At 65.3% G+C, this 12,538-nt stretch carries 10 protein-coding genes, 1 tRNA gene and 1 pseudogene; 2 read left to right on the top strand and 10 right to left on the bottom strand.

Going from position 1 to position 12,538, the window contains the following annotated elements; translation table 11 throughout:
- Positions 1 to 100: 100 nt before the first annotated feature.
- The 4 genes from AC1DN9_RS27355 to AC1DN9_RS27340 form a co-directional block, all read right to left on the bottom strand.
- Entirely contained in the window at positions 101 to 931 is an 831-nt protein-coding gene (locus AC1DN9_RS27355) for a hypothetical protein (RefSeq protein WP_478105172.1), read from the bottom strand.
- 121 nt (positions 932 to 1,052) lie between these two features.
- Positions 1,053 to 2,390, bottom strand: coding sequence for an MFS transporter (locus AC1DN9_RS27350; RefSeq protein ID WP_478105170.1), 1,338 nt, complete (start codon positions 2,388 to 2,390; stop codon positions 1,053 to 1,055).
- A 44-nt stretch (positions 2,391 to 2,434) separates the two neighbouring features.
- The gene (locus AC1DN9_RS27345; protein WP_478105169.1) at positions 2,435 to 3,541 is read right to left on the bottom strand and encodes a M14 family metallopeptidase; all 1,107 of its coding nucleotides are present in this window, start codon (positions 3,539 to 3,541) and stop codon (positions 2,435 to 2,437) included.
- A gap of 39 nt (positions 3,542 to 3,580) precedes the next feature.
- Positions 3,581 to 4,381 (bottom strand): gamma-glutamyl-gamma-aminobutyrate hydrolase family protein, encoded by an 801-nt coding sequence (locus AC1DN9_RS27340; RefSeq protein ID WP_478105167.1) that lies wholly within the window; start codon positions 4,379 to 4,381, stop codon positions 3,581 to 3,583.
- A gap of 110 nt (positions 4,382 to 4,491) precedes the next feature.
- On the opposite strand from AC1DN9_RS27340, the gene AC1DN9_RS27335 reads away from it, so the two are divergent.
- Entirely contained in the window at positions 4,492 to 5,472 is a 981-nt protein-coding gene (locus AC1DN9_RS27335) for a LysR family transcriptional regulator (RefSeq protein WP_478105166.1), read from the top strand.
- A gap of 83 nt (positions 5,473 to 5,555) precedes the next feature.
- Here AC1DN9_RS27335 and AC1DN9_RS27330 read toward each other — a convergent pair.
- The 6 genes from AC1DN9_RS27330 to AC1DN9_RS27305 form a co-directional block, all read right to left on the bottom strand.
- Positions 5,556 to 5,631, bottom strand: a tRNA-Thr gene (locus tag AC1DN9_RS27330).
- Positions 5,632 to 5,642: 11 nt separating this feature from the next.
- The gene (locus AC1DN9_RS27325; protein WP_478105164.1) at positions 5,643 to 6,653 is read right to left on the bottom strand and encodes a class 1 fructose-bisphosphatase; all 1,011 of its coding nucleotides are present in this window, start codon (positions 6,651 to 6,653) and stop codon (positions 5,643 to 5,645) included.
- Between the two features lie 21 nt (positions 6,654 to 6,674).
- A complete protein-coding gene (pepN, locus tag AC1DN9_RS27320) occupies positions 6,675 to 9,365 on the bottom strand; it encodes an aminopeptidase N (protein WP_478105162.1) in 2,691 nt (896 codons plus the stop codon).
- Positions 9,352 to 10,038 carry an HAD family hydrolase gene (locus AC1DN9_RS27315; protein ID WP_478105161.1) on the bottom strand — a complete coding sequence of 229 codons (687 nt, stop codon included), beginning with the start codon at positions 10,036 to 10,038 and terminating at the stop codon, positions 9,352 to 9,354. The genes pepN and AC1DN9_RS27315 overlap by 14 nt, the downstream gene beginning before the upstream one ends.
- Positions 10,038 to 11,142 (bottom strand): peptide chain release factor 2 gene (prfB, locus tag AC1DN9_RS27310; protein ID WP_478105159.1). Its coding sequence is split into 2 segments (ribosomal slippage): positions 10,038 to 11,060 and positions 11,062 to 11,142, totalling 1,104 coding nucleotides; the frame shifts between segments, so codons are not numbered across the junction. Before prfB ends, AC1DN9_RS27315 begins: the two co-directional genes overlap by 1 nt.
- Before the next feature lie 91 nt (positions 11,143 to 11,233).
- Positions 11,234 to 12,151: an alpha/beta fold hydrolase gene (locus tag AC1DN9_RS27305; RefSeq protein ID WP_478105158.1), complete on the bottom strand. Its 918-nt coding sequence runs from the start codon at positions 12,149 to 12,151 to the stop codon at positions 11,234 to 11,236.
- A gap of 260 nt (positions 12,152 to 12,411) precedes the next feature.
- Here AC1DN9_RS27305 and AC1DN9_RS27300 point away from each other — a divergent pair.
- Positions 12,412 to 12,538 (top strand): annotated as a pseudogene (locus tag AC1DN9_RS27300) (fimbrial protein); the annotation flags it as partial.

Below are 12,538 nucleotides of genomic sequence, written 5' to 3'. Positions count from 1 at the left end.
CTCCTTCAGAGGGTGTGGACAAGGCGAATCCGTGAGGATTCGACTGGGATCCATTGTTCGGAAGGAGAGGGGATGGGTGGTAGCAGTCGGTTGTTACCCGCTATCGCCGCAATTCGATCGGGCCCAGGAATTCCGTCTTCGTGAACGACGAGCTCTCCGACGGAGGGGTGTTGAGACCGGAGAACTCCGTTCGTGGAAAGGCCTCGCCCTGTTCCGAGGGCTCGGCGCGAGATTCCCCAGGCAGGCCGGAGAATTCCGTTCGCGGGAACGGGTCTCGAGAGTCGCGGTGGGCAGTCTGCGCCTTTGGCAACTCGGCGGCCGGGGTGGGAGATTGGGAAGGCGTCGCAAGAAAGTCCGGCGGCGCCACGCTGACGGGGACAGCCGCCTGGCGCATCCTGGCGCTCTCCCGAAGCCGGGCGAGTTCGGCGCGCAGTTCATCCATCTGACGCAGCCCCGAGGACGGCGCTTCCCGGGTTGGTACGGGCTCAAGCGGAGACGCCGAGAACAGCTTGGCGAGTTCTGGCTCGAGCGGCGGTCCCTCGACAACCACCACGACGGGTTCAGGTTCGGGAGGCGCAATGTGGCGCTCTTTGGACTGCTGCGCGGCAACGCGCAGGGCTGCCAGCCTGGCCTCGAGTTCTGCGTCCTCATCCTCCTCGTCGTCATCATCATGATCACGGCGGCTGGGCATGATGGGCGCGCGGACCGACTCGTACATCGGCTCAGGCATGGGAATGGAGCGAGCGCCCACCAGCGGGCGCCGAAGCGCGGCGAACTTGGTGAAGCTGAGCATCGCCAGAAAGATGGCGGTGCTCGCGCCTATGAACCCGTAGCCGCCCAGCAAGTGGGCCCAGCCCAGGCAGGCAATGCCCCCGGCGAGAGAAGCCAGTCCGAGGATGGCGAAGGAATAACCGGCGCGACTGTTGTTCATGGGGTTCCCAAGCGTTTCGACCGGATTCTGCGAAAGGCGGGCCCGTTGCGGTTGGCGCCCCGGTGGATTTAGTACCGAAGTGTGCACAAAACTTCACGGCGGCACGGTCCGAGAGGCCTCCCTAGCGGCTGACGTCGACGTCGCGCGACTCTGGGAGCATTCCCATGGCGACGACGCTGATGGCGCAGATCACCATCACGTAGTAGGCCGGCGCCATCGGGTTGTGGGTCAGGGCCAGCAGCCAGGTGACGACGAATTGCGTGGTGCCGCCGAAGATCGAGGTGCTGATGGCGTAGACCAGCGACAGGCCAGTGCTGCGCACGGCGATGGGCATCAGTTCGGGCACCGTCACTAGACCGGCCGCGCCAAAGATCGCGGTGAGGGCAGCAAGCACCGCGGAGACGCACAGCAGCGTGGCAGCGCTTGGCGCGCCGGACAGCCAAAGGAACATTGGCACGATCAGCAGGGCCAGCCCGATGCGCGGCAGGACGTTGGTGAGCTTGCGTCCATAGCGGTCGCACAGAAGGCCGCCAAGCAGCGCGAAGATGAAGGTCATGACGCCGCCCATCAGCACGCTGCCCTGTGCCAGCGCCGGCGGCAGCTTCAACACCTGCACCGCATAGGTCACCATGTAGTTGCCGACCTGCGAGGCGACCGCGGTGGAAGCCGAGATGAGGATGCCCAGTACCAGAAGGCGCCGGTGCTGCCGGAACACGGCGCCGACGATCTGCTTGCCGGTGCGGTCATGTGCACCGGCGTGCGTTTCGGGCAGGCTGCGTCGGATCACGATGGCGATGGGAATCAACACGAGGCTCAACAGGAAGGGAATGCGCCAACCCCATGCGGCCAAGTCGTCGTGCGGCAGCAGCAGCGAAAGCGTGACCCCGAGCACACCGCCCACGGCGACTGCCAGGCCCTGGCTGGCGATCTGCCAGCTCGAATAGAAGCCGCGTTTGCCCGGCGGCGCAGCCTCGATCAGCAGCGAGGTGGCCGGACCGACCTCTCCACCCAGGGCCAAGCCCTGCAACAGCCGACAGAACACCACGATGACCGGCGCCGCGATGCCGATGCTGGCGTAACTCGGCGTGGCCGCCAGTCCCAGGGTGCCTACGGTGATGAGCGCGACGGTCAGGATCATCGCGGGCTTGCGGCCGGCCTTGTCTGCAAAGGCACCGATCAGCACGCCGCCGAGCGGCCGCGTGAAGAAGCCGACGCCGAAGGCCGCCACTGCCGCCAGCAGGCTGCCGAACTCGCCGCCCACCGGAAAGAAGGCGCGGCCGATGTAGACCGCGAAATAGGCGTAGATGACGAAGTCGTAGAACTCCAGCGCGTTGCCGGCGACGGCGGCGGCAATTGCCTTGCGGCTGATGCCAGGATGGCCCGCCGCCGGGTCGGCGGCCAGGGAGGTGGGGGAAAGGCGCTCGGGCATGGTCTCGCGCGCCAGTGTCGTTGCACTCATGAAATTGTCTCCGTTGTTGTCTTTGGAATGAGGTCTGCTGGCGCTCAGACGGCGAGGGCGATGCCGGTCTGCTCCTGCAGGCCGTGCAGCGCTTGCAGGCAGGCCTGGGAGCCCTGTTGCCACACGGCGCTCTTCCAGTCGTCGGCGTCGGGGTAGAACGCGTCGCGCATCTCGCGCCGGATGGCCGCCGCCTCCGCAGCGTCGCTGCTGCCATGACGGTGCAACCAGTGTTCAGCGCGCATGGCTGCGGCGACGCGCTCCATCGGGTAGGTGCCGTACTCGAGGCAGATGCCGATGTGCTGCGCGGCGGGGCATTCCTCGGTGAGGGCCGCCTGAATCGGTCCGGTGAGGGGAATGCTGGTCGAGGTGCCGGTGGTCACTGAAGTGAGTTCGCCCCACCAGCGCCGGCCGCACTCGAGGACCGCGGGGTCTTCGTCGAAGCTGGCAAAGATGCGCTCCCCCACGCCGTACGGGCCCAGGCCGGTGTGAATGTCGATGGAAGCAAGCTGGCGCGCCTGCGAGGCGTAACGTCGCAGGATGGCGCGGAAGGTCGTGTTGCTCCAGGCCGGCTCCAGACCGCCGTAGTGCAGGCCATCGGCGTGGCTGTGCTGGCCGAGCGACATCGCCCGCTGCAGGCCGCGGGCACCGTGGCGCTCACGGTAGCTGGCGAGTCGCGCTTCGACATCCGGCGTCGGCGGCCACTGTGCCGGGAGCAGCAAGTCGTGAATCTCGTCGTAGCCAGCATTGACCGGCAGCGGCCGCGAGAAATCGACGAAGTTGCGGTTCAGGTCGATGTTCTCCTGCGTTGCGCGACGCAGGTGCGAGAAGCCGTAAGGGTTGACCGCGTGGACGTGCAGAACCGCGGTGTCCGCGGGAAGCGCCGCATCGGCTCGGCTCAGCATGCCGGTCTGGATGGCGGAGCCGCAGAAGCCCTCGACACCATGCACGCCGCTGATGACCACGAGCAACTTCGAGGCGTCTGCCGGGCCGTCGAGTACCGCGTCGGTGGCAAGCGCCTCGCCCTGCGCGCCGGCCAATGGCAGCACATGACTGTCGACTGCGAGGCCGCGCTGGCTGGCGGCCTGCAGGAATTTCTGGCGCGCCTGGGCGTAGTCAGGGCTGAACAGGTCCGCGACCTGGGTGTCGTTCATGTCGTTGTCTCCGGATTTGGGGGATTTGGGGGTGTTGGTTCAGGTAGTGGCGCAGGCGCGTCGGCGTTGCTGCTGGCGTTCGCGGCAGGCATCGCCGAAGGCCGAGAAGATGGCGCGGGCCAGCGGGCTGTCGTCGATGCGCATCTCGGGATGCCACTGCACGGCCAGCGCGAAGGAGGTAGCTTCCTCGACGGAAAACGCCTCGATGAGTCCGTCAGGCGCCTTGGCCTCGACGCGCAGACCTTGTCCAAGGCGCTCGATGCCCTGGTGATGCAGCGAGTTCACGGCGGCGTGCGTGCCGCCGGCCAGGCGCTCAAGCACGCCGCCGGGGGTGATGTGCAAGGGATGGCTGTCGTCGTACCAGCGCTCGACCGGACGCGCGTGGTCGCCTTCGCGGTGGTCGAGTCGACCGGGTAGTTCATGCACGGCCGGATGCAGCGTGCCGCCGAACGCCACGTTCAGTTCCTGAAAGCCGCGGCAGATGGCCAGCACCGGCACACCGGCGGCCAGCAGGCGGGGCAGCAGAGGGAGGATGGTCGCGTCGCGCTCCCGGTCGAGCAGCATCGGCGCGTGCGGTTCCGGGGCGCCGTAACGGGCCGGATCGACGTTCGAGGGACTGCCGGTGAGCAGGATGCCGTCGATGGCGCCGATCAGGCTGTCTGCGTCCAGCGCATCGCCGATGGCAGGCAGCACGAGCGGCAGCGCTTGAGACGCCTCGGCCACGGCCCGCACGAACCCATGCGTGGCCGCGTGCGAAGGATGGCCATGCCGCTCGATACGGTCCGAGGCGATGGCGACGATGGGTCGCAGGGCGGGGCTGTCGGACTCGTGGGATTTCATGGTGACGGCGATCTGTTGTCTTCGTGGGATCGCAGTCTAGGAAGCGATTCTTGTTGCGTAAATCGCAATATAGTTAAGTATTAATTGCAAGAATTGCAACTCAAACACGTATGAACACTCGGCAACTCAGGCACTTCCTCGCCGTGATGGATCTCGGCTCGCTCGCTGCGGCCGCTGAGCGCGTGCATTTGAGCCCGCCTGCGCTGTCGCGCAGCCTGCGTGCGTTGGAAGACGGATTGCGCGTGCCGCTGTTCGACCGCCAAGACAGGCGGCTCACGCCCACGCCCTATGCCCACGCCTATGCCGAGCGTGCGCGCCGCATGGTGTTCGACGAGAACGAGGCGCTGCGTTTGCTGGCGCTGATGAGAGCGGGTGAATCGGGTTCGCTCTCCTTCGGGATGGGCTCGTCGATCTCTCAACTGCTGCTCAGTCCGATGATGCTGCAGCTCACCGAGCACGCGCCGGGACTTCGACTGTCAGCCATGGTTCAGAGTTCGGATGTGCTCTATGGCGCGCTGCTGAGCGAGCGGCTCGATTTCATCATCGGCGACATCCGCATTGCGGCCCACGATCCTGAGATGGCCGTCGAGCCGGTCTACGCCAGCACCTTCGGCTGGTATGCGCGAAGCGGTCATCCGCTGGCCGGGCAGGCGCGCGTCGGCATCGCCGCGCTGTTGCAACACCCATGCGTGCTCGCGGGCTACACAGACCCGCAGGTGATGCGCCGGATGGGCGAACTCTACGGCCTGTCGATGCCACTGGAAGAGCACTTCATGCTCAATACCGACGACGTGGGCACCATGCACGCGCTGGTCGTCACGAGCAATGCGATCGCGCCGTCAACCGACCTGGCGGTCCTGTCCGCCTTGCAGGCTGGCCGCGTCGTTGCGCTCGACGTGGCGCCCGCGCTGGAACTGGAGATGACATTGGGAATCATCCGACGCGCCGGGCGCACCCTGGTGCCGGCCGCCGACCGCGCCTTTGCCATCGTGCGGCGCTTCTTCACGGATGCGGCGGATGAGATTTCGCGGCAGCGGGGCCGTGCCAGGCCGGCTGCGCCAAGGAAGCGGGCGCCGGGCTCCGGCCGCTAGAGGGAAGCTGCTCGACGGCAAGCACTAGCCGCCAATAGCAAAGGCCCCGTCGCTGTGAAAGCAACGGGGCCTTGTCTAGTTGTTGGTGCCGGAGAGATGAATCGAACACCCGACCTTCTCATTACGAATGAGCTGCTCTACCGACTGAGCTACACCGGCTAAGCCCGTGATTATAGCGTGTCGTGATAGCGAGTGACTCGCTCGACTTCGTTCTTTGACCCCAACACGACAGCGACGCGTTCATGGAGCTTCTTCGGCGCGAGGTCGAGGATGCGTTCACGGCCGTTGGTTGCAGCGCCGCCGGCCTGTTCGACGAGCCAACTCATCGGGTTGGCCTCGTACATCAGTCGCAGCTTGCCGGCCTTTTCGGGCTCGCGCTTGTCCCACGGGTACATGAAGACGCCGCCGCGCATCAGGATGCGATGCACGTCGGCCACCATGCTGGCGATCCAGCGCATGTTGAAGTCCTTGCCGCGCGGACCCTCCTTGCCGGCCAGGCATTCGTCGATGTAGCGCTTCACGGGGGCGTCCCAGTGGCGCATGTTGCTCATGTTGATCGCGAATTCCTTGGTGTCGGCCGGGATCTGGATGTCCTCCTGCGTGAGCATGAAGGAGCCTTGCTCGCGGTCGAGCGTGAACATCGCAACGCCGGCGCCGACAGTCAGCACGAGCGTGGTCTGCGGGCCGTAGATGCAGTACCCCGCCGCGACCTGCTTGCTGCCTGCCTGCAGGAAGTCGCCTTCCTGCACGCCCGGCGCGTCGTCCGGCTTCTTGAGCACGCTGAAGATGGTGCCGATGCTGACGTTCACATCGATGTTGCTCGATCCGTCGAGGGGATCGAACAGCAGCAGGTACTCGCCCTGCGGATAGCGGTTGGGCACGACGTAGATGCTGTCCATCTCCTCGCTCGCCATGGCGGCGAGATGGCCGCCCCATTCGTTGGCTTCGATCAGCACCTCGTTGGCGATGATGTCGAGCTTCTTCTGCACTTCGCCCTGCACGTTCTCGCTTTCGGCCGAGCCGAGCACGCCGCCGAGCGCGCCCTTGTTGACGGCCTGGCTGATGCTCTTGCAGGCGCGAGCGACCACTTCGAGCAGCAGTCGCAGTTGGCCGGGGATGAGGCCGTCCGCGCGTTGCTGTTCGACGAGGTAGCGGGTGAGTGAAATCTTGTGTTGGGCCATGTAGTTGGGGTCCTTGATGGGTCAGGCCGTCAGCGCACGCGTCACGACCTCGTGCGTGTCCTTGCTGAGGTCGGGACGGGCGGCCACGCGGGCGATGGCTTCGCGCGCGGCGCTGCGGTAGGGTTCGGCGAGCTTGCTCCAGCGGTCGAGCGCGCGAGCGAGGCGGGCGGCGACCTGCGGATTGATGGCGTCGAGTTCGATCACGCGATCGCTCCAGAACACATAGCCCGCCGCGTCTGCACGATGCAGGGCGCCGGGGTTGCCGCTGCAGTAGCTGAAGATCACGCTGCGCGCGCGATTCGGGTTCTTGATCGAGAAGTCCGGATGCTTCATCAACTGCTTGACCAGCGGCAGGATGTCGCCGCCGCGATCGGGGGCGCCCGCTTGCAGCGAGAACCACTTGTCGATCACCAGCGCTTCATTCTTGAAAATCTCGTGGAAGCGCGCCAGCGCCTGTGCTGCAAGTGCATGGCCGGACGAGACCAGCGCGTTGAGTGCGTTGAACCGGTCGGTCATGTTGCCCGCGTCCTTGAAGCGCTGCAGCGTCTTGCCGGGCCATACCGCGTCGCCAGAGGCGCGCGCGGCAAGGCACAGATGGGTGAGGGCGATGCCCGCCAGCGCACGTCGGCCGGAGGAGACCGGGTCTGGCATGTACGCGCCGGTGTCGCGGTTCTGCTCGTAGACCTGCTCCCAGTCGGCGAACAGTGCCGCGGCGAGTTGCGCGCGCATGGCTTCACGCACCGCGTGCACGCGCTGCGGGTCGACCACTTCGATCTGCTCGGCGATGTAGGTCTCCGACGGCAGCGTCAGCACGAGTTCCTTGAAGGCCGCGTCGAGCTGCGGATGGCGCAGCACGCTGCGCATCGCATCGATGAACGCGTCGTTCAGCGGCAATTCGCCCGTGCCGGCCGGCGTGGCGATGGCGCGGAGCGCGGCGCGCAGTGCCAGGCGTTGTCCGGCTTCCCAGCGATTGAACGGATCGGGGTCGTTGGCGAGCAGCGTGAGCAGCTGTGCGTCGCTGTAGTCGTGGTCGAGGATCACCGGCGCGCTGAAGCCGCGCAGGATCGAGGGGACAGGCTCCGCGTCGACGTTGACGAAAGTGACCTGCTCGCCGGCACGCGTGAGCACGAGCGTACGCGTGCCCTGCATGGCATCGGCTTCGCCTTCGAGTTGCAGCGGCAGTTCGCGTCCGTCAGCAGTCAGCAGGCCGATGTTCACCGGGATCACGAAGGGGTCCTTGACCGGCTGGCCCGGGGTGGGCGGGCAGCTCTGCACGAAGCTCAGCGTGTAGCTGCGGGCGTTCGCGTCGTACACGCCGTGCGCGGCGAGTCGCGGCGTACCCGCCTGGCTGTACCAGCGCTTGAACTGCGGCAGCAGGCGCGCAAGGTCGGAATCCGGATTCGCATCGGCGATGGCCTGCGCGAAGTCGTCGCAGGTCACGGCGTGGCCGTCGTGGCGTTCGAAATACAGCGTGATGCCGCGCTCGAAGCCCTTGCGGCCGACCAGTGTCTGCATCATGCGCACGACTTCGGCGCCCTTCTCGTAGATCGTGACGGTGTAGAAGTTGCTGATCTCGATGTAGCTGTCGGGGCGCACCGGGTGGGCCATCGGGCCCGCATCTTCGGGGAATTGCGCAGTGCGCAGTACACGCACGTCCTCGATGCGCTTGACGGCGCGCGCCGATGCGTCGGCGCACAGGTCCTGGCTGAACTCCTGGTCGCGGAAGACGGTGAGGCCTTCCTTGAGCGAGAGCTGGAACCAATCGCGGCAAGTCACGCGGTCGCCGCTCCAGTTGTGGAAGTATTCATGGCCGACCACGCTTTCGATGTTGCTGTAGTCGGCGTCGGTGGCGGTGGCCTGGTTGGCGAGAACGTACTTCGTGTTGAAGATGTTCAGGCCCTTGTTCTCCATCGCGCCCATGTTGAAGTCGCTGGTCGCGACGATCATGAAGCGGTCGAGGTCCAGCGGCAGGCCGAAGCGGGCTTCGTCCCACATCACCGAGTTGATGAGCGAATTCATCGCGTGCTCGGTCTTGTCGAGGTCGCCCGCGCGCACGTAGACCTGAAGCAGATGCTCCTTGCCGTTGCGCGCCTTGATGCGCTGCTCGCGCGCGACCAGTTTGCCGGCGACGAGTGCGAACAGGTAGCTTGGCTTGCGGAATGGGTCGACCCATTTCGCGAAGTGGCGGCCTTCGGGCAGGTCGCCCTGCTCGACGAGATTGCCGTTGGAGAGAAGTACCGGGTAAGCCGCCTTGGCGGCACGCAGCGTCACTGAATAGCTCGCCATCACGTCGGGACGATCGAGGAAGTACGTGATGCGGCGGAAGCCCTCGGCTTCGCATTGCGTGAAGAAGGTGTCCTCGCTCACGAACAGGCCCATGAGCTTGGTGTTCTTGATCGGGCAGCAGGTGGTGAAGATCTCCAGCTCGAAGGTCTCGGGAAGGTTGTCGATCACCAGTTGATCGGCCTCCATGCGGAACGACGCGCCCTGGCCGTCGACCAGCACCCGGGCGAGATTGAGTTCGTCGCCATCGAGCCGCAACGGCTCCGGCGCAATGGCTGGATTGCGGCGCAACCGCATGCGGTTGAGCACTCGCGTCTTGGCGGGGTCGAGGTCGAAGGTGAGATCGACGGTATCGATCCAGTAGGCAGGCGCGCTGTAGTCCTCGCGACGAATCGCCATGGGCTGGTCTTGGGCATCACGCAACAGCATCGAATGTCTCCAGAAAGTTTGAGTTTGCGAGTTCGTTGTAGTCACGCACGGCCGCAATCACGTGCGGCCCTGCGAGTTCGGAGGCGCTGTGGGTGGTGCAGACCGCCACGGCCATCATGCCGCCGCGGCGTGCGGCCTCGATGCCGAAAGGCGCGTCTTCGAATACGACGCAGCGCGCAGGCGCCACGCCGATGCGGCGCGCGGCCTCGAGGAAGATGGCAGGCTCGGGTTTGCCGGGCAGGCCCTCGTCGCCGCCCACGATGGCGAGCGGGTGCGGCTCCATGCGCAGTTTCGACATCGTGAAGGCGATGTTGTGCTTGTCGCCCGCGGTGCCGACCGCGGTCTTGAGGCCGCGTGCTGCCGCGGCCCGATTGAAGACGCTGAAGCCTGGCACCTCGCGGAACTGCGCGCCGAACAGTTCGCGGTAGATCGATTCCTTCTCGTGCGCGATCTCGGCGCTTTCGGCCTCGGTGACCTCGCGGCCCATCAGCTCGCGGGCGCATTCGAAAGCCGTGCGGCCGGTGGTGCGGCGCATGAAATGCGGCACGTCGATGTCGAGGCCGTTGCGCCGCCCGTACTCGATCCATGCCTTGGCGTGCCAGGGCATGGAATCGACCATGGTGCCGTCCATGTCGAAGATCAGGGCTTCTACCTGGTGCGTCGCGCCTTGCATCAGACTCCTTGTTTCAACGAGGCTTCGATGAAGGCATCCAGGTCACCATCCAGCACTTTCTGGGTTGCAGAGATTTCGACGTTGGTGCGCAGATCCTTGATGCGGCTGTTGTCCAATACGTAGCTGCGGATCTGGTGGCCCCAGCCCACATCGGTCTTGCTGTCCTCGAGTTTTTGCTGTTCTTCCTGGCGCTTGCGCATCTCGTGGTCGTACAGCCGCGAGCGCAGGCGCTTCCAGGCGACGTCGCGGTTGCTGTGCTGGCTGCGGCCGTCCTGGCACTGCACCACGATGCCGGTCGGGATGTGCGTGAGCCGCACGGCGGAGTCGGTCTTGTTGATGTGCTGGCCGCCCGCGCCGCTGGCGCGGAAGGTGTCGGTGCGGACGTCGGCCGGGTTGATCTCGATCTCGATCGAGTCGTCGATTTCCGGATAGACGAAGATGCTCGCGAAGCTGGTGTGCCGCCCGCCCGACGAGTCGAAGGGCGATTTGCGTACCAGCCGGTGCACGCCGGTTTCGGTGCGCAGCAGGCCGAAGGCGTAGTCGCCCTCGACCTTGATGGTCGCGCCCTTGATGCCGGCGGTATCGCCCGGCGTCTCGTCTTCGATCTGCGTCTTGAAGCCCTTGCGCTCGGCGTACTTCAGGTACTGGCGCAGCAGCATGCTGGCCCAGTCGCAGGCTTCCGTGCCGCCGGCGCCGGCCTGGATATCGACGAAGGCGTTCAGCGGATCTGCCGGGTTGTTGAACATCCGGCGGAACTCGAGCTGCTTGATGTCGGCTTCGAGCTTGGCGGCGTCATCGGCGATGGCCTGCAGGCCGTCCATGTCGCCCTCTTCCTTCGACATCTCGAAGAGCTCGGTGTTGTCCGACAGCCCGCTGGTCAGCCGGTCGAGCGTGACGACCACGTCGTCGAGCGACTTCTTTTCCTTGCCCAGTTCCTGGGCCTTCTTGGGGTCGTTCCATACGTTGGGATCTTCGAGCGATGCGTTGACCGTCCTCAGACGTTCGGCTTTGGCATCGTAGTCAAAGATACCTCCGTAAATCGACCGTGCGGGCGCTCAGGTCCGCAAGGGTTGCGCCGATTTGGTTGATTTGCTCTGCATCCATGGGGTGTCCTGACGGTGTTTGGGAAAACCGCGCATTTTCTCACGCCCACCATGGCCGGATCGCGGGGAGGGCGCGTGCAACACAGGGGTGTTCACGCAGCGCAAAAGTTCTCGATCAGGGACGCCACCCGCTCAGGCTGGTCATGGTGCAGCATGTGGCCGGCGTCCTCGACCTTTGCGATGCGCGCATCGCGCACTTTTTTCAGGCGTTCGTGGTACTCGGCTAGCGTGTAGCGGCCCTTCCACCATCGCCCGAGGCTGTCGTCCGAGGCTTCCACTGCCAGCAGCGGCGCGGTGATGGCGGCGTAGAGCGCCAGCATCTCGTCGACCCGGAAGATGTGGGCATTGATGATCTTGTGCGCCGGGTCGCCAAGGATTTCCCAGCGGTCGACGCCGTCGGCATGCGGCTTGCCGACCGACCAGTGGGCGGCGAGCCAGTCGGCCTTGTCCTGGGTGAGACGCGGGTTGGTCTTCATGAGCCGGCGGGCGACGCCTTCCACGCCCGGGTAGCTGGCCAGCGCCATCTCTCCGTGGTGCAGGCGCTTGAGTTCGTCGATCCACTTGCCGTAGCGCTCCGGCGCCTGTTCCGGGAGGAGGACCGGCATGCCGAAGCCTTCGAGGTTGACCAGCCGCCGGATCCGCTCCGGCCGGACGCCGGAATACTGCATCGCGACGTTGCCGCCCATGCTGTGGCCGACCAGGTCGACGGGCGTGTCGCCCGCATAGTGGTCCAGCAGCCAGTCGAGGTCGGCGAGGTAGTCGGGCATCCAGTAGTTGTCCACCTTGCCGCCGTCGGTGAGGCCGAAGCCTCGCCAGTCCGGCGCGATGATCCAGCGCTTGGCGGCCATTGCGTCGACAACGAACTGCCAGGATGCGGCGACGTCCATCCAACCATGAAGCAGCACCAGCGGCGGCCGCGCGTTTGAGGGCGCACCCCACAGACGCACGTGGTAGTTCAGGTTGCGGACGGGAACGAATTCGCTGCGCGACGCGCGGAGAGCTTGGTACATCGGGGCCGAATGATACGGAAGCACCAGTGGCCGTGCAGTCCGATGCACGACACGCCATTCGCGAGACTCGCGGACCTCGCGTCATCGAGGCCTCACCATGTCATTTTGCACAGCGGTGCTGCTCCCAAACGCCGGTTTAGGAACTTTCTCATGTACTTGCAGCGCATGGATAGATTGAATTCGACCCCGGCAATTGGTGATTTCCCTGGGTATCACTTTCTGCCGAATCTAACTTTCCTCAACTTTAGTGAATATTCGAAATGAACCGCAAACTTCTCTCCGTTCTGATCTTGGCCAGCACCGCGATGGCCGCCCAGGTTGCCTCTGCTGCTGACGGCACCATCACCTTCAACGGCGAAGTCACCTCGAACACCTGCACCATCAATG

This window comes from Variovorax sp. 05L425 (assembly GCF_056397705.1).
Note: the sequence above shows the minus strand (reverse complement) of the source record. Positions and strands in the feature narration are given on the sequence as shown.

Bases quoted from the DNA above. Each gene is read 5' to 3' on its own strand.
- AC1DN9_RS27355 (WP_478105172.1), bottom strand. From the start codon at position 931: ATGAACAACAGTCGCGCCGGTTATTCCTTCGCCATCCTCGGACTGGCT.
- AC1DN9_RS27350 (WP_478105170.1), bottom strand. From the start codon at position 2,390: ATGAGTGCAACGACACTGGCGCGCGAGACCATGCCCGAGCGCCTTTCC.
- AC1DN9_RS27345 (WP_478105169.1), bottom strand. From the start codon at position 3,541: ATGAACGACACCCAGGTCGCGGACCTGTTCAGCCCTGACTACGCCCAG.
- AC1DN9_RS27340 (WP_478105167.1), bottom strand. From the start codon at position 4,381: ATGAAATCCCACGAGTCCGACAGCCCCGCCCTGCGACCCATCGTCGCC.
- AC1DN9_RS27335 (WP_478105166.1), top strand. From the start codon at position 4,492: ATGAACACTCGGCAACTCAGGCACTTCCTCGCCGTGATGGATCTCGGC.
- AC1DN9_RS27325 (WP_478105164.1), bottom strand. From the start codon at position 6,653: ATGGCCCAACACAAGATTTCACTCACCCGCTACCTCGTCGAACAGCAA.
- pepN (WP_478105162.1), bottom strand. From the start codon at position 9,365: ATGCTGTTGCGTGATGCCCAAGACCAGCCCATGGCGATTCGTCGCGAG.
- AC1DN9_RS27315 (WP_478105161.1), bottom strand. From the start codon at position 10,038: ATGCAAGGCGCGACGCACCAGGTAGAAGCCCTGATCTTCGACATGGAC.
- AC1DN9_RS27305 (WP_478105158.1), bottom strand. From the start codon at position 12,151: ATGTACCAAGCTCTCCGCGCGTCGCGCAGCGAATTCGTTCCCGTCCGC.